Below are 16,933 nucleotides of genomic sequence, written 5' to 3'. Positions count from 1 at the left end.
GTGGCCGTGCTGGGTCGCCCACCCCCCCCCCCCCCCGGGCCCGCCCCCCGGCCGGGGGTGCCCCAAGGTTGCGGGCCCCCGCGCGGGCGGGGTACTCGGCCCCGCCCCCGCGTCCGGTCGTTCCAGGGCGCGTGACGGAGCCGGCCGTCGGCCCTCAGGGGTGGTACTTCGCGGCGTCCTCCGGCCTCGCTCCCATGCTCGCGGCGAGCCACTTGTCGTAGGCCGCCTGCCAGCCGCGTCCCTGGTAGTCGACGAGCACCGCGTTCACCCACGCGACGAGGTCGGGCGCCTGCTTGCTCATGGCGATGCCCATGAAGGCCGGGACTATCTGCTCGTCCACGATGTCCACCATCGGGTCCTGGGCGAGTTGGGCATGCGCGAGAACGGTGTCGGCCAACGTCGCGTCTATTTCGCCCAGTTGCATGAGGACGAGGCAGTCGAGCTGGTTCTCGACGATGCGCAATTCGGCGGTGGCGTGCTTGCCGCTCGCGAGTTCGGTCTCCGAGGACGACGACGCGGCGGCGCACACGCGCTTGCCGTGCACACCCTCGGCGACCGTCTTCGGCTTCTCGCCCCCGCGCGGCACGACCAACGACTGGCTGACCTTGAAGTACGGGGCGGAGAAGTCGACTTCCTTGAGGCGCTCGCAGGTGATGGTCATCGTCCGCACCACCATGTCGACCTCGCCGTTCTTTACGGCCTCGACGCGCTTCGCGGTGGGCACCGCCTTGAAAGTGATCTTGCCCTCGTCGCCCAGAATGGACTTGGCGATGGCCTTGGCGAGATCGATGTCGAAGCCCTTGATCGCGCCGTCCAGCGGATCCCGGTAGCCCCAGTTGTAGCTGTTGAGGTCGATGCCGACGATCAGATTCTTGCGCTGCTGGATCTCTCGGATCTTGGCACCGTTCACGTTCTTCGCGGGAGGCAGGCTCGTCGCGGTGTCGCAGTTCTCGGCCTGCGCGGCGCCGGGTGCCGAGGCCTGGGCGGCGGGTCCCGAGGCTCCCGACGGACCGTCCGCGCCGCGCGAACTTCCGGTTCCGGCGACGAGCACGGCCAAGACCGCCGCGCCGGCGGCGATCCGTGTCCTCGTGGTACGCGTGTTCATCCCGTCCCCCTAGCGGTATTCGGCGAGTCGGCGGTTGATGCCGCGTACCACGCCGATCGCGGCCGGCACCGTGAGCAGCAGCACGCCCAGGGCGAGCAGGCGCAGTTCGCCGTCGACGTCGCGCGCCGCGTTGTCGAACTCGCGCCGCTCGGTGGCCGCCGCCGCGGCGAGCAGGTCGTCCATCTCGTTGAAGGCGCTGTCGGCGCTGCCGGTTCCGTCGGCCGTGACGGTCGCCTTGAGAGCGGCGTCGTAGTCCCGCTCCTTGCGCTCCTTTTCGGCAGCCACGTTGTGGCGGTCCTGCCACGCAGCGAACTTCTCTTGCGCAGCGGCGAGTTGACCCGAAACGGAGTCGGGCGCACGTTCCACGGCCACGATCAGGCTGCCGCGCGGGGTGTCGCCCTCCGGCTTCGGACGGGTCAACGAGTCGACCTCGGCATCCCAGCGCACGTTGTACGTGTCGCTCGAACCGCGCGCGACCAGGTTCAGGTTCTCGGCGGCGTGCGCCTGGAGTGCGTCGAACCGCGCCGCGTTGAGCGCGCTCAACGGCTCGGCGCCGCGCGTACGGCTGTCGGCGAGCGACGATGCCGCGCCCGTCGCGCCGACCACGAGCCACAAGGACGAGGCGAACAGCGCGGCGGTCGCTCCGGCGAGTCCCAGGTTGAACACCCGGTTCGTACGCCGGAACAGCACGACCTGGTACCACCCCAGCGCGCCGAGGCCCGCGACCGCGGCACCGGCCGCCGCCCAGGGGAACGATTCGGCCGCGTCGTAGTCCGCGTCGAGGCGGCGCTCCTCGGAGTCGACCAGGCTCTGCGCGTTGCGCAGCACGGTGTCCTGCATCAGCGTCGACGCGTAGCGCAGGTACGCACCCCCGAGCGGCAATCCCTGCCGGTTGTTGGTACGTGCGACCTCCACCAGACCGGAATAGCGCGCCAGTTCCCGCGTCAGGTCGGCGATGGTGCGCTGGGTCTCGGAGGATCCCGAGGTGCGCGCGGCGGACTGGACGAGGAGTTCGGACGCCTTGGCCAGGTCGCCTTCGTAGCGCTCCCGCAACGCGCGGGGTTCGTCCGCGCCGAGCAGGAATCCCGCCGCGGCGGTGGTGTCGGCGTCGGCCAGTGAGCGGTAGATCTCCGCCGCGTCGTGGCTCAGCGGCCCGCTGTGCGAGACCAGTCGGTCCGCGGCCTGGGCCCGTTCGTTCACCTGCCATGCGGCGAGCGCGCCGAAGACCACGACGAGGGCGCAGAGGACGACGCCCGCGACGCGGAGGCGTCCGGGTGGGGTCGAGCCCCCGTGCCGCAGTCGTTGCAGGCGCGTTCTCGGCGAGTCGGCCTGCGGGGTGGAGCCGCCCGCAGTGCGCACCGGGGGCGTACTCGCGCGGTTGCCCGGAGCGGGGCTCACCCCTGGGCTCGTGCCGACCTGTGTGCCTGCCGAAGTCGTCGTCGCCACGCACCCCTCCCCGCGCCAGGCGCCACGAGCTGCGACGCGTCCCGGGCAGAAGTATGTACGGCGGGTCAACCGATCACTCCGGGGAGTTCCCTCACACCTGCCGCGCCGACCTGCGGCCCAGGCGCGCGGGCGGGCCAATTAGCTTCTTGCGAAGTAACTTCGATTGAAGCTAATTTAGACGGAGCTGACAAACCGTCAGGCGCCCTGCACGGGGCGCCGGAACACCATGCTCGCGAGGATTCGGAGCCCACCGTGAGTTACCGGCTCGCCCACCTGAAGTCGCTGGAAGCCGAGGGGCTGCACATCATCCGCGAGGTCGCGGCGGAGTTCGAGAACCCCGTGCTGCTGTTCTCCGGCGGCAAGGACTCGATCGTGATGCTGCACCTCGCGGTCAAGGCCTTCGCGCCCTGCCCGCCGCCGTTCCCGGTGATGCACGTGGACACCGGGCACAATTTTCCCGAGGTCATCGACTTCCGGGACCGCCGTACCACCGAGGCGGGCGTCCAGCTGATCGTGGCGTCCGTGCAGGAGTCCATAGACGCCGGCCGCGTCGTGGAGGAGACCGGACCGCGCGCCTCGCGCAACCGGCTCCAGACCACCACGCTGCTCGACGCCATCGACAAGCACCGCTTCGACGCGGTGTTCGGGGGCGCCCGGCGCGACGAGGAGAAGGCGCGCGCGAAGGAGCGGGTGTTCAGCTTCCGCGACGAGTTCGGGCAGTGGGATCCCAAGAACCAGCGGCCCGAGCTGTGGAACCTCTACAACGGACGCCACCGGCCGGGCGAGCACATCCGGGTGTTCCCGCTGTCCAACTGGACCGAGCTGGACATCTGGCAGTACATCGCCGACGAGGGCATCGAACTGCCGCCGCTCTACTACGCGCACCGCCGCACCGTCTTCGAGCGCGACGGGATGCTGCTGGCCGTCACGGGCTTCGTGACCCTCCAGGACGGCGAGCGGCCGTTCGAGGAGACCGTCCGCTTCCGCACCATCGGCGACGCCACCGGCACCGGCGCGGTCCGCTCGACCGCCGCGGACGCCCGCGAGGTCGCCGTCGAAATCGCCGCCACCCGGATCACCGAGCGCGGCGCCACCCGCGCCGACGACCGGGTTTCCGAGGCCGGCATGGAAGACCGCAAGCGCGAAGGGTACTTCTAGAGATGACGCAGACGAAGCCGCTCCGGACAGACTCCGAGCCCGCCGTGGAGATGCTCCGCGTGGCCACCGCCGGTTCCGTTGACGACGGCAAGTCCACGCTCATCGGACGCCTGCTCTATGACTCCAAGGCCATCTTCGAGGACCAGCTCGCGTCCGTCGAGGACACCTCCCGGCGACGCGGCAACGCGCACACCGATCTGTCGCTGCTCACCGACGGATTGCGGGCGGAGCGCGAGCAGGGCATCACGATCGACGTCGCGTACCGCTACTTCGCCACGCCCCGGCGGAAGTTCGTCATCGCCGACACGCCGGGGCACATCCAGTACACCCGCAACATGGTCACCGGCGCCTCCACCGCCGACGTCGCGATGGTGCTGGTCGACGCGCGCAAGGGGCTGCTCGAACAATCGCGCCGCCACGCCTTCCTGGCCTCGCTGCTCGGTATCCCGCACCTGGTCGTGTGCGTCAACAAGATGGACCTCGTCGGCTACGACCGGGCCGTCTTCGAGGCCATCCGCACCGAGTTCGTGGAGTTCGCCGCACGGCTGGACGTCCCCGACCTCATCTTCATTCCGGTATCCGCGCTCAACGGCGACAACATCGTCACCCGGGGCACGAACATGCCGTGGTACGAGGGAAGTTCCCTGATGCACCACCTGGAGGAGGTGCACGTGGCCTCGGACCGCAACCTGGTCGACGTACGCTTCCCCGTGCAGTACGTGCTCCGCCCGCGCGACGGAGAGCACCGCGACTACCGCGGCTACGCGGGCACCGTTGCGGCGGGCGTCCTGCGCCCCGGCGACGAAGTCGTGGTGCTGCCGTCGGGCTTCACCACCCGCATCGCCGGAATCGACGGCCCGGACGGCCCGGTCGCCGCGGCGTTCCCGCCGATGTCCGTGGCGGTACGCCTCACCGACGACCTCGACGTCTCGCGCGGCGACATGATCTGCCGCCCCGACAACCCGCCCCGCACCGGCCAGGACCTCCGCGCGATGGTGTGCTGGCTGGCCGCCGACGCCGACCTGCGGCCCGGCGCGACGTACGCCCTCAAGCACACCACCCGCACGGTCCGCGCCCGCGTCGGCGAGGTGCGCTACCGCCTGGACGTCAACACCGGCCACCGCGACACCGAGTGCGGTGCGCTGGCACTCAACGACATCGGCCGCGTGACCCTGCGCACGACCGCCCCGCTGTTCCACGACACCTACCGCCGCAACCGCGCGACCGGCAGCTTCATCCTCGTGGACGAAGCCACCAACAACACCGTGGGGGCGGGAATGCTGCTCGACGACGCTCCATGACCCCTCCGCGGAGGGCGGAGGGCGGAGAGCGGAGGGCGCAGCGGGCGGTCCACAGTGGGTGGCCCCGAGACGGAACTGGGGAGAGCCGTCGGGGGCAATGGCGGAGCTTGGATGGGCCGTTGGGGGCTACGGGGGCGCTGTGCGGTCGGGCCGGTGAGCGGGTAGCACGCTGCCCGGCCTGTCTCCCGCCCGTTCCTTCCATACCTCGGGAACGTCGGCCGCCGCCCGGAGGTGCCGAACACGCCCACCAACCATCCGAAACAACGAAGGCCCCACCGCGTTCGAGCCTGTGTTCGACGGCCCGACACGCGGCGTTCGGCGCGTCCGCAGGCGACCTGCCTCATGAGGTCGTGAACTCCAAAGGGTTCTCGAACAGGGCCGCGAAGGCAAGCTCCGCGGCGCCGTGCAGGGGCGCGTCGTCGGCCAGCGCCGAGGTGCGCAGCCGCAGATGCTCGCGGTGGGACGGCAGAGCGGTGCGGTTGACACGGCTGCGGACCTGCGCGGCGGTGGCCGGATACACCATCCGCAAGGTGCCACCGAAGACAACCATCCTGGGGTTGAGCAGGTTGACGAGGTTGGCGACGCCGATGCCGATCCAGTTGCCGACGCGCCGCAGCCCCTCCTCCGCGTCCTTGTCGCCGCGGGCCGCCGCGTCGACCACCGCGTGGACGGCGTCGCGCCCGAGAGGCCCCGCCCGGCCGGCCGCGCGCAGCAGGGCGGCCTCGCCGATCTCGGTCTCCCAGCAGCCGTGCGAGCCGCACGGGCAGGCGCGCCCGTCGGGGTTGACCACCATGTGCCCGATCTCGGCGGCGAAGCCGTCCGCTCCGCCGAGCGGGCGGCCCGCGGCGATCACGCCGCCGCCGATGCCGACGTCGCCGTGGATGTAGACCACGTCGTCGTACCCCGCCGCCACGCCGCGCGTGTGCTCCCCCAGCGCACCGAGTTCGCCGTCGTTGCCGAGGATCACGCGGCGTCCGATCGCGTCGGCGAGCATCGGCCCGAACGGCACGGACCGCCAGCCGATGTTCGGCCCGTAGTGCAGCACCCCGGCCTCGCGGTCCACCATGGCCGGTACGGCCGCAGCGGCACCCACGCAGCGGGCCCCCGCCCCGGCCGCCTCGGTGAGCCGGGCCCCGAATCCGGCGAGCCGGTCGACGGCGTCCTCGACGGTGAAGTGCCCGTCCGGCCGCTCGATTTCGCGGCGGTCCAGGACCACGCCGCCCAGGCCCACGCGGGCCGCGACCAGGCGGTCGACGCCGACGCCGAAGGCGAGCACGTACACGCGCTGGGACCGTGCGCGCACCACGAGCGAGGGCCGGCCGCGCCCGCCCGTGTCGCGCGGCTGCTCCTCCAGGACGAGCCCCGCCTCGGTCAGGTCGGTCGTGAGCGCGCCGATGGTGCTGCGGTTGAGGCCCATGCCCGCGGTCAGTTGCGCACGGGATACCGGTCCGAACACGTGGACGCGCCGGAGCAGGGCGCCCAGGTTCTGTCTGCGGATGTCTTCTTGGGTCGGTGCTGCGCGCATGCGGCTGCGGTCCTGTCTCTTCCTGCCCGTCGCTCGGGCGTTCCCCCCGGGGTCACCGCAGACCCGTGGCCTCCGCCCGTTTCCGTGACAGCGCGTCGACGCCGGCCGCCAGGAGCAGCACGGATCCGGTGACAACGTACTTGACGCCCGCGCTGTATCCCATGAGCCCCATCCCGTTGTCGATCACGGCGACCACCGCGCCGCCGATCACCGCGTCGACGAGGCGGCCCTTGCCGCCGAAGAGGCTCGTGCCGCCGATCACCGCGGCGCCCACCGCGTAGAGCAGGACGTTGCTTCCGCCGGTGTTGGGATCGACGGAGTTGGCCCGGGATGCGGCGACGATCCCGCCGACCGCGGCCAGGGTGGAGCAGATGACGAACGCCGATATGCGCACCAGGTCGACGTTGATGCCGGCCCGGCGGGCGGCCTCGCGGTTGCCGCCGACGGCGTAGAGGCTGAGGCCGTACGCGGTGCGCCGCAGCACGAACGTGCCCGCCACCAGCAGGACCGCGAGGATCGGCACCACGATCGGCACGCCCTTGAGCGAGACGATCGCGGCGTTGCGGCTGCGCTCCAGGTTGAGCACGTACACGCCGCCGCCCAGGATCGCCGCGAGGACGCCGATCCGGAACGCCGCGACGGCTGCCGGGACGGTGGCCAGGCCGCGCCGCACGCGGCCGCGCGCCCAGGCGAGTTGCACGGCGGCGTACGCGGCGACCGCGGCGCCGGCGATGAGCCACCCCAGCCACGGCGCGACGTTCTTGTTGGCGATCGCGAGGATCGTGCTGTCGCGCACCGGCACGTTCTTGCCGTTCTGCACGATCATCAGCAGGACGCCCTGGAAGGCCAGGAATCCGCCGAGGGTCACGACGAAGGACGGGATCCCGAGTTTCGCCACCAGCACGCCGATGGTGAGGCCGATGACCAGGCCGGTCAGCAGTGCCGCGCCGACCGCGAGGTACCAGGGCGTCCCGTGACGGTCCATCAGGGTGGCGCAGACCGCCGCGCACACGCCGCTGGCGAAGCCGGCCGAGAGGTCGATCTCGCCGAGCACCAGCACGAAGATGAGGCCCATGGCGATGACCGTCACGGCGGCGCCCTGGGTGAACAGGTTCGCGAAGTTCCCCGCGGTCAGGAACCGCGGGCGCATGATCGAGAAGGCCGTGCACAGTGCGAACAGGCCGAACAGCGCGGGCAGGACGCCCATGTCGCCGCCGCGCAGGCGCGCGAGGTAGTCCCGCACGTGCGCGGCTACGGGCGACGACGGTGCGGCCCCGGCACCGGCGGCCGTGCCCAGCGTGCTGGTCGTCATGCGAGGGCCCTACTTTCTCGACGGGGGCGGGTCGGAGTGTTTCGGGTCGGGGTGCCCCGGGTCGGCGCGCGGGGTGTCCGGGATGCCGCCGGGTTCGCCGGAGGGGTCGTGCAGCGAGGCGCCGCGTCCGGTGGTGATGAGCTCGACGACCTGCGAGTGCGTGACGTCGCAGGTGCGGACCTGGGCGGTCATGCGGCCGAGGTAGAGCACGGCGATGCGGTCCGCGACGGCGAACACGTCGTTCATGTTGTGCGACACGAGCAGCACCGCGAGGCCGTTGTCGGCGAGCCTGCGCACCAGTTCGAGCACCTGGGCGGTCTGTGCGACGCCGAGGGCCGCGGTGGGTTCGTCGAGGACGACGACCTTGCTGTTCCACAGGACGGCCTTGGCGATGGCGACGGTTTGGCGCTGCCCGCCGGACAGGCTCGCGACCCGTTGGCGGACCGAGGCGACCGTACGCACCGACAGGCCCGCCAGTGTCTCCGCGGCCATCTGCTCCATCGTGGCGTCGTCCAGCACCATGCGCCGGGTGATCTCGCGGCCCAGGAACATGTTCTGCACGATGTCGAGGTTGTCGCACAGCGCGAGGTCCTGGTAGACGATCTCGACGCCGAGCGCCGCGGCGTCTCTGGGGCTGTCGACCTTCACCTCGGATCCCTCGAAGAGGTAGGTCCCCGAGTCGGTGCCGTAGATGCCGCCGATGCACTTGACGAGGGTCGACTTGCCCGCGCCGTTGTCCCCGACGAGGGCGGTCACCTCCCCCGGCATGACGGTCAGGCCGACATCGCGCAGCACGTGCACCGGACCGAAGCTCTTGTTGACGCCGCGGAGTTCGAGGATCGGGAGCGGGGAGCCGGGTGGACCTGATGACACTGCTGACACAAGCGGATCCTCCTCGCGGGTTTCCGTCGGCCCGGTGCCGCGGGCGGGCACCATCCTGCGGCACCGGGCCGATGCCGTGGAACCGTCTTGCCGTTCACGGGGCTTCGTCGGACGTGGGGGCGTGGTGCGGTCAGGTGATGCCGGCTTCGGTGCACTTGGCGGCGAACTCCCCTGCGGTGCACAGCTCCTGCTTGGTCACGAAGCCGTCGTCCACTACGTGCTTGACGTTCGCCTTGAAGATCGACTGCGGTTCCAGCAGCACGGACGGGACGTCGCGGTTGCCCTCGGGGTCGCGCACGGTGGCGGGGGCCGGGGGCTTCTCACCCTTGGCAAGGGCGATGGCCAACTGCGCGGCGGCGTCCGCCTCCTGCTTGATCGGCTTGTAGACGGTCATGCACTGGTCGCCCAGCAGGACGTTCTGCAGGCCCTGGGTGGTGGCGTCCTGCCCGGTGACCGGCACGCGGCCGTTGAGCTTCTGCTTCTTCAGGATGGAGATGGCGGAGTTGGCGAGGCCGTCGTTGGCCGCGACGACGCCGCCGATGTCCGGGCGCTGCACGAGCATCTGCTCGAAGATGGTGACGGCCTCGGTGTTGCTCCAGCCGGGCACCGACTGGTCGGGGCCCTTGACGTACTCGCCGGCGTCGAACTTCGGCTTGAGGGCCGCGTCGTAGCCCTGCTTGAGCAGGGTGGCGTTGTTGTCGGTGGGCCCGCCGTGCAGTTGCGCGACGACCGGCTTGGCGGCGTTCATGTCGGTGAGGCACTTGACCAGGCCCTCGCCGAGCAACGTGCCGACCTTCACGTTGTCGAAGCTCACGTAGTACTGCGCGCTGCCGCCCAGGGTGAGGCGGTCGTAGTCGATCGTCGCGACGCCCTGGGACTTGGCCTTGTCGAGCACCGCCTTGCCGGTGCCGCTGTCGAGGTTGACGATGACCAGGACGTCGACGCCGTTGGTGATCATCTGGTCGGCGATGGTCTGGAACTGGGCTTTGTCGTCCTGGGCGTTCTGGATGTCGTAGTCGACACCCGCGGCCTCGAACGCCTCGCTCAGATAGCGCCGGTCGGCGGTCTCCCACCGGGCGGACGTCTTGCTGTCGGGCAGGATGACGCCGATCTTCGGTTTGTCGCTGCCGGAGTCCGAGTCGTCGCCGCACGCCGTCAGGACGGGTGCGGCGGTCAGGAGCAGCGCGGCGGCCAAGAGTCTTTTGCGCATCATGCAACGTCCCTTCTGGACGTGCCGGTTCGGCGCGGCACGGGTGAGGGTGGAACGTCGGACTGTGCGAAGCAGGCGTGGCGGCGTACTGCGTACGGGGGCCCGCAGGATCGGCCCGTCCGCCTTATGTTGCTTGCGACAACGTATTGGCTCCGGGCGCGAGAAACCAGCCCTCGCCACCCCGCCCTGCGGTCAACTTGGCAACAATCAGGCAACGCTGGGTTGTTGGCGAGGACTGGCTCGGCAGGTCTCGGACGACTCCTTCCGGACGGTCGCGCAGGTGTTTACCGGTTATGTTGCTGGCCAGCCCAAATTAGGCACGCCGCAGCGCGGTGCCGCGTCAGGCACCGCGTCGGGCACCGCGCCCGGCCCGGGCGGCCGCGTGGCGGCCCGCGAGGTAGCCGAAGGTCAGCGCCGGTCCGATGGTCGCGCCGCCGCCGGGGTACATGGGCCCGAAGACGTTCGCCGCCGCGTTGCCGGCCGCGTACAGGCCTTCGACAACCCCGCCGTCCCAGCGGCGTACGCGCGCATCGGCGTCGACGAGCGGGCCGCCGTTGGTGCCGAGCACGCCGTCGTGGATCGGCAGTGCGTAGAACGGTCCCTTCCGCACCGGCCCGAGGTTGACGCGCGGGTTGCCGCCGCTGCCCATGAAGTTCTCCCACCACACCGTGCCGCGCGCGAAGTCCGGGTCGGCGCCCGCGTCCGCGTGCTCGTTGAAGCGCGCGACGGTCTCCTCCAGCGCGTCGGCGTCGATCCCGACGAGCTCCGCAAGTCCCCGCAGCGTCGGGGAGTTCGCGAGCCAGTCGGGCGCAGCCTGGCCCGGCATGACGGACAGGATCGGGGTGCGGTCGCGCAGCTTCTGGTCGAAGACCAGCCACACGGGGCCCTGGTTCGGGTAGTCGATGGCGACCGGGTCGAAGGCCGCGAACGCCTTCGTCATGTCGTTGTACGTCACGCCCTCGTTGGTGAAGCGCCGCCCGTGCCGGTTCACCATCAGGGTCCCGGCCAGGTTGCGCAGCGTCTCGTACTGGTAGAGCTGACGGCCCTCGTAGACCACGCCGGGGTCGGTGACCGCCGGCTGGCCCCATACCTGGTTCATGTTGGCCATCCGCGCGCCGAGCGCCATCGCCATGCGGTGCCCGTCGCCCTCGTTGTACGGCGGGCTCAGCGGCACCACATCCCGCCCCACGAACGCCCGCACCATGTCCGGGTTCCACTCGAAGCCGCCGCACGCCAGCACGACGCCGCCCCGGGCGCGGACGCGCAGCGGCCCGGCGGCCGTCTCGGCGACGACGCCGAGCACCGATCCGTCCGGCCCGGTGACCAGTTCGCGCGCCGGCGACTGGTCGAGCACCGGCACGCCGCGGTCGAGCAGGCCCTTGAAGAGCATCGCGACCAGTCCGGGGCCGAGCACCCGGATGTCCTTGGCCTCGCGTTCGGCGAGGATGGACAGGTCGGGCGCGTCCGGCGTGCCGAACTTGGCGCCTTCCGCCATGGTCAGCCGAGGCATGAACGGGCTGGTGCGCAACTTCGGTGCCCAGTCCCCCAGTTCGGTGCGCGCGTCGAAGGGCTCCACCTCCAGCGACCGGCCGCGCCGCTTGCCGCCGACCTGGTCGGCGTAGTAGTCGGAGAAGGTCGGCGGCGCCGCGAAGCGGACCGGCGTGTGCGCTTCGAGGTACGCGACCATCTCGGCGGCGGTGTCGACGTACGTCTCCACGAGCGCCGGGTCCGGCTCGCGCCCCATCGTGAGGCGGCGGATGTACGCCAGCGCCTCGTCGCGCGAATCGGTCTCGTCGACGTCGGCGAGGTGGTGGTTGCACGGCACCCACGGCATGCCGCCGGAGACCCCGGTGGTGCCGCCGATCATCGCGGCCTTCTCCAGGACCAGCACCTGCGCTCCGCCGTCGGCCGCGAGGGTGGCCGCGGACAAGCCGGCGGCCCCGGTGCCCAGGACGACGACGTCCACGGTACGGTCCCAGCCTTCTTCAGGAGCCGGCGCGCCTCCCTGGATGCCGGCGGTGTCGGGGGTCTCGGGCGTTCCGGCTGCGGTGGATGCCATGACTTCCTCCTGAGGTCGGTCATGCGCATCAAATGGGAGATCGCCGCAAGGTTCCAGAGGCACCCGCACCTATTCCTTGACGCTGTCAATGACCACGCCTATCGTTCCGATGGCCGGTCCGACGGCCTGCCGGCCGATCCGCCGGCCGGGGATCGCCGGGGAGATTGCCGAGGAGGGCGTGATCACGTGACCGTGGGGACTATCGCCGACGCCGGGACGATTGGGACGCCCGACGGGCACCAGGTGCACGGCCAGGACATCCCCTGGCTGCTGCGGCACTGGGCCGAGCACCGTCCCGAGCACCCCGCGCTGGTGTGGGAGCCGGCCGAGGGTTCCGTGCGCAGCTGGACGTACGCCGAACTGCTGCGTGACACCCGGCGGGTCGCCGCCGGACTGGTCGGCCGCGGCATCGGGCGCGGCGACAAGGTCCTCGTGCACTCCGAGAACTGCCCCGAGATGGTCCTCGCGTGGCTCGCCTGCGCGACCGTCGGCGCGGTCGCGGTGACCACCAACACGCGGGCGACGCCGAGCGAGATCGCGTACTTCGCGGCGCAGACGGGCAGCGTGGCGGCGGTCACGCAGCCGCGCTTCACCGAGGCGCTGGCGGAGTCCGGCGCCGAACTGGCCTGGACCGCGGTGATCGGCGCCGAGCGCGACGGGGCGGAGGACGACGCGGCAGGCGGCGGCGACCGCACGCTGGCCTTCGACGCGCTGTACGGCGACGCCGACGCGCTGCCGGAGCGCCCGATCGAGCCGATGCTGCCGTTCGGGATCATGTTCACGTCCGGAACGACCAGCCGCCCCAAGGGTGTCGTGCACACGCACGCCAACGCCATCTGGGCCAGCCGGTCGGGCCCCCGCAGCATCGACCTCGGTCCGGACGACCGCTACCTGATCTACCTGCCGTTCTTCCACGTCAACGCGCAGAGCTGGTCGTTCTTCTCGGTCCTGGGCGTCGGCGCGACCGCGGTGCTCATGCCGAAGTGGTCCACCAGCCGCTTCTGGGACGTCGTGGTCCGCCACGAGATCACGCACATCTCCCTGATGCCGTTCGCGATGGGCACGCTGGCCGCCAGGGACCGCCCGGCGTCGAAGCTGCGGGTCGGCGTCTTCGGCCAGGTGGCCGCCGCCCTCGACAGCATGCTCGGGGTGAAGGTGTACGCCGCCTTCGGCATGACCGAGACCGTCACCCACGCGGTCACCGGCAAACCGTCGGAGTATCTGCCGGCCAGGTCGATGGGCCGCCCGGCGCCCGGCTACGGGTTCGTCGTCGTCGACCCCGACACCGGCCGCGCCTGCGCGGAGGGCGAGGTCGGCGAGCTGTGGCTGCGCGGCGAGCGCGGCGTGCAGTTGTTCCTGGAGTACTACGGCAACGCCGAGGCCACCGAGAAGGCCTTCGTGGGCGACTGGTTCCGCACCGGCGACATGGTCGTGCTGGGCGCCGGCGGCAACATCTTCTACCGCGAGCGCGACAAGGACCTGCTCAAGGTCGGCGGCGAGAACGTCTCGGCGCGCGAGGTCGAGGACGTCGTCGGCACCGTGCCGGGTGTCGGATCCGTGGCGGTGGTCGGCAAGAAGCACGACTTCCTCGACGAGGTCGTGGTCGCGTTCGTGATCCGGGCGGCGGGGGCGCCGGAGCCGGACGAGCTGGAGAAGAACATCCTGGAGCTGTGCCGTACGCGCCTGTCCGACTACAAGGTGCCGCGCGCGGTGTACTGCGTCGACGCGTTCCCGCTAGGCACGCTCGACAAGATCCTCAAGAAGCGGCTGCGGGAAATGGCCGACGAGCGTCCCCCGGTGTGAGCCGGGCGCTCGGGCACCACAAAGGGCGCCACGAAGGGCACCACAAGGGGCACCACACAAAGGGCGCCCCGAAAGGCGCCCACCAGGCACCCCGCGAGGCGCACCGAAAATGAGGCGGGGCCGCGCGTCGGTCTCTGCTAGCGTGCGGAGCATGAAGCGCGCCGCATTGAGTACGACGACGCCGGAGAGTGTCCCGGCGCGCTGAATGACGACCATTCCGAAGCCCCGGGGCAAGTGCCCCGGGGCTTCGGCTTGTGGTCCCGGGGGTCCCGCGACTGCGAGGAGACCGCCGTGCACGACCACCGCCGACTCGGCCGCGAACTGGACCTGTTCGACACCGACCCCCTGATCGGCGCGGGGCTGCCGTACTGGCTGCCCGACGGCGCCGTGGTGCGCCACGCTCTCGAGGAGTACATCCGCGGCGAGGAGCGCCGGGCCGGCTACCGCCACGTGTACTCGCCGGTGCTCGGCAAACGCGAGCTGTACGAGATCTCGGGCCACTGGTCGCACTACAGCGACGACATGTTCCCACCCATGGACCTCGGCGGTGAGCAGGTCGTGCTGCGGCCGAGCCTGTGTCCGCATCACGCACTCATCTACCGCTCCCGTGGCCGCAGTTACCGCGATCTGCCGCTGCGAATGGCCGAGCTCGGCGGCATGTACCGGGCAGAACTGTCGGGCGTGCTGGGCGGGTTGACCCGGGTCCGGGCCATCCAGCTGAACGACGCGCACATCTTCTGCACCATCGAGCAGGTGGCCGACGAAGCGGCCGAAGCGCTGGCGATGATCGGCCGGGCGTACGAGGCGATGGGCATCGTCCCGGCACGCCACCGCCTTTCGCTGCCCGGGCCGGGTGGGAAGTACGTCGCGGCGCCCGAACTGTGGGACCGTTCGACCGCGTTGCTCACCGAGGTCCTGGAGCGTGCCGGACTGGAGTACGAACGGGCCGAGGGCGAGGCCGCGTTCTACGGCCCGAAGATCGACGTCCAGGTGGCCGACGGCGCCGGGCGCGAGTCGACCCTGTCCACCGTGCAGGTCGACTTCCACCAGCCGGAGCAGTTCGGCCTCGAGTACGTCGGGCGCGACGGGGGCCGGCACCGGCCGGTCATGGTGCACCGCAGCATCATCGGCAGTGTCGAGCGCGCGGTGGCGTACCTCGTCGAGCGGCACGGCGGCGCCTTCCCGGCATGGCTGGCGCCGCGGCAGATCGCGGTGTTGCCCGTCTCCGACACCGAACTGCCTGTCGCCGAGGCGGTCGTCCGGCGCTGCGCGGAGCTGGGGCTGCGTGCCGAGGTCGCCGATCCGGTGCGCGGCAGCCTGGGCGCGCGGGTGCGCGAGGCGCGGCTCGTGCCGTACCAGGCCGTCGTCGGGCCGAAGGAGGCGGCGAACGGCGAAGTGGCTCTGCGGCTGCGCGACGGGCGACGCCTCGACCCGCTGCCCGTCGACGAGGCCCTGTCGCGTATCGCGGCTTCCGTCGGTGCCTGTTGCACCGATCTGTGGGATTCTCACGGCGGTTCCTGAGCGACCGCGACGGATCCTGATCGCCCCGACTCCGAGGAGGACCGTATGGGCCGGGACATACTGCGAGTGGCCGCCGACAGTACGCCGGGGGTCGTGGTGGTGACGGTCGACAACCCGCCGCACCAACTCGTCGACGCGGTGTTCTTCGGTGCGCTCGTACGCCTCCTGGACCGCCTCGACGCGGATCGCGGCGTGCGCGCCGTCGTCTGGGAGAGCGCGGACCCGGACTTCTTCCTGATGCACGGCGACGTCGCGGCGCTGACCCGCGTCCCGGCGGGCGAGCGGCCCCCGGCCGGGCGCCCCAACGTCGCCGCGGCGGCGCTGGACCGGCTGCGCCGGGCGCGTTACGTCACCGTCGGCGCGCTCGACGGCGCGGCGCGCGGCGGCGGGGCGGAGTTCCTCACCGCCCTGGACCTGCGGTACGGCACCGGGCGGTCGGTGATCGGCTGGCCCGAAGTCGCGCTGGGCATCCTGCCGGGCTCGGGGGCGACGGCACGGCTGCCGCAGGTGCTGGGGCGCGCCCGGACGCTGGACGTCCTGCTCACCGGCCGCGACGTGCGGGCGGCGGAGGCGTACGCGCTGGGCTGGCTCCAGGACGTCGTGGAGGCCGGCGAACTCGCCGAGCGGGTACGCGCGGTGGCCCGCCGTATCGCGGCGATGCCACCCGCGTCCGTGGCCGCGGTGAAGCAGGTCGTGGAGGTCGCCGGGCGCGACCCCGAGGGCGCTCTGCTGGCCGAGACGCGCGCCCTGGACGCCTTGTTGGGCGCAGGGGCGCACCTCGGGCCGATGGCGGCCTTCCTCGCGGCCGGCGGTCAGACGCGCGAGGCCGAGGCCGACCCGGAGCGGTGGGCCTCGGTCATCGATGCCGTCGTCCGTGCGGGCGCGGACGGCCCGGCTCCCGCGGGCGCCTGAACGGCAGCACCACGGCCCCGGAGGGCAGCGGCTCCGGCTCCGGCGACGGGTCCGGCCTCGGGTCCGGGGCCGGGTCCGGCAGCGGGCCGGGATGCGGGGGCGGCTGCGGCTCCGGGTCGGGCAGCACCGGGTCCGGGTCGGGCAGCGGCGAGGGTGCGGGCGGGCGGGTGTCCGGCTCGACGGGGTACGGGATCGTCATGGTCGTGCCTGCCTTCCTCCGGCCTCCGGCGGTCTCCCGACCCCTTGGAGGCAGCGTGCAGCGTCACGGGCGATCAACGCCCGTGACCGGCGGCTGCCCGGTTCCGGCGGTTTGACGCACATGAGTCCCGCCCGGATTGCGCCGGGCCCCGAGCCCCGGTCAGATCGCATCCGACCCGGCGCCCGGAGCCCCCGATCCGCCGCCGCGGCGCCCCCGGTTCGCCGCGTCGCACAAGATGACACCACGGGCTACCTGCGGCCGCGCGGTTTGTGGCCGACATGCCACCCTCCGCAGTGGACGCACTTGTACACATGCAGGCGGATGCCTCCGAAGCGTCTGAGCGCCCATAAGTGGTCCTCCGCCGCGGCGCGGGTGGCGTGCCGCCTCTTGCCCGTGCACCCCCGGTTCTTGCCGACGGCCCACCTCCCCAGCACCGGTTGCCCTGCGAACACGTTTCGTCCTGCTCGTCACGGTAAGGGTCGCCACAACGCGGGGTCAGG

12 protein-coding genes are annotated in these 16,933 nt (G+C 71.6%); 5 read left to right on the top strand and 7 right to left on the bottom strand.

Features of this window, described 5'->3' with window-relative positions; genetic code table 11:
- Positions 1–154: 154 nt before the first annotated feature.
- Together ACWD12_RS21110 and ACWD12_RS21105 are read right to left on the bottom strand one after the other, a co-directional pair.
- Positions 155–1,105 (bottom strand): glutamate ABC transporter substrate-binding protein, encoded by a 951-nt coding sequence (locus ACWD12_RS21110; RefSeq protein WP_450100798.1) that lies wholly within the window; start codon positions 1,103–1,105, stop codon positions 155–157.
- Between the two features lie 9 nt (positions 1,106–1,114).
- Positions 1,115–2,551, bottom strand: a complete 1,437-nt coding sequence (locus ACWD12_RS21105; protein WP_450100797.1) for a hypothetical protein — start codon at positions 2,549–2,551, stop codon at positions 1,115–1,117.
- 252 nt (positions 2,552–2,803) lie between these two features.
- Here ACWD12_RS21105 and cysD point away from each other — a divergent pair, with 252 nt between their 5' ends.
- Both cysD and ACWD12_RS21095 read left to right on the top strand, forming a co-directional pair.
- A complete protein-coding gene (gene cysD, locus ACWD12_RS21100) occupies positions 2,804–3,709 on the top strand; it encodes a sulfate adenylyltransferase subunit CysD (protein WP_450100796.1) in 906 nt (301 codons plus the stop codon).
- Positions 3,710–3,711: 2 nt separating this feature from the next.
- Positions 3,712–5,010 (top strand): sulfate adenylyltransferase subunit 1, encoded by a 1,299-nt coding sequence (locus ACWD12_RS21095; protein ID WP_450100795.1) that lies wholly within the window; start codon positions 3,712–3,714, stop codon positions 5,008–5,010.
- Positions 5,011–5,350: 340 nt separating this feature from the next.
- On the opposite strand, the gene ACWD12_RS21090 is transcribed toward ACWD12_RS21095, so the two are convergent.
- The 5 genes from ACWD12_RS21090 to ACWD12_RS21070 all read right to left on the bottom strand — a co-directional run bounded on the left by ACWD12_RS21090 (position 5,351) and on the right by ACWD12_RS21070 (position 11,998).
- Complete coding sequence (locus ACWD12_RS21090) at positions 5,351–6,535, bottom strand: ROK family protein (RefSeq protein WP_450100794.1); 1,185 nt, start codon at positions 6,533–6,535, stop codon at positions 5,351–5,353.
- A 52-nt stretch (positions 6,536–6,587) separates the two neighbouring features.
- Entirely contained in the window at positions 6,588–7,847 is a 1,260-nt protein-coding gene (locus ACWD12_RS21085) for a sugar ABC transporter permease (RefSeq protein ID WP_450100793.1), read from the bottom strand.
- Positions 7,848–7,856: 9 nt separating this feature from the next.
- Positions 7,857–8,729, bottom strand: coding sequence for an ATP-binding cassette domain-containing protein (locus ACWD12_RS21080; protein WP_358355165.1), 873 nt, complete (start codon positions 8,727–8,729; stop codon positions 7,857–7,859).
- A gap of 130 nt (positions 8,730–8,859) precedes the next feature.
- Positions 8,860–9,942, bottom strand: coding sequence for a sugar ABC transporter substrate-binding protein (locus ACWD12_RS21075; RefSeq protein WP_450100792.1), 1,083 nt, complete (start codon positions 9,940–9,942; stop codon positions 8,860–8,862).
- 337 nt (positions 9,943–10,279) lie between these two features.
- Positions 10,280–11,998, bottom strand: coding sequence for an FAD-dependent oxidoreductase (locus ACWD12_RS21070; RefSeq protein ID WP_450100791.1), 1,719 nt, complete (start codon positions 11,996–11,998; stop codon positions 10,280–10,282).
- 186 nt (positions 11,999–12,184) lie between these two features.
- Between ACWD12_RS21070 and ACWD12_RS21065 the strand changes: the two genes are divergently transcribed.
- From ACWD12_RS21065 to ACWD12_RS21055, 3 genes are all read left to right on the top strand, one after another.
- Positions 12,185–13,801: a class I adenylate-forming enzyme family protein gene (locus tag ACWD12_RS21065; protein WP_450100790.1), complete on the top strand. Its 1,617-nt coding sequence runs from the start codon at positions 12,185–12,187 to the stop codon at positions 13,799–13,801.
- 234 nt (positions 13,802–14,035) lie between these two features.
- Positions 14,036–15,322, top strand: coding sequence for a threonine--tRNA ligase (thrS, locus tag ACWD12_RS21060; protein WP_450100789.1), 1,287 nt, complete (start codon positions 14,036–14,038; stop codon positions 15,320–15,322).
- 45 nt (positions 15,323–15,367) lie between these two features.
- Positions 15,368–16,234, top strand: a complete 867-nt coding sequence (locus ACWD12_RS21055; RefSeq protein WP_450100788.1) for an enoyl-CoA hydratase/isomerase family protein — start codon at positions 15,368–15,370, stop codon at positions 16,232–16,234.
- Positions 16,235–16,933: the final 699 nt, after the last annotated feature.

It is taken from the genome of Streptodolium elevatio (genome assembly GCF_053592165.1).
The sequence above is the reverse complement of the archived record's forward strand: the minus strand, read 5'-3'. Positions and strand labels throughout refer to the sequence as shown.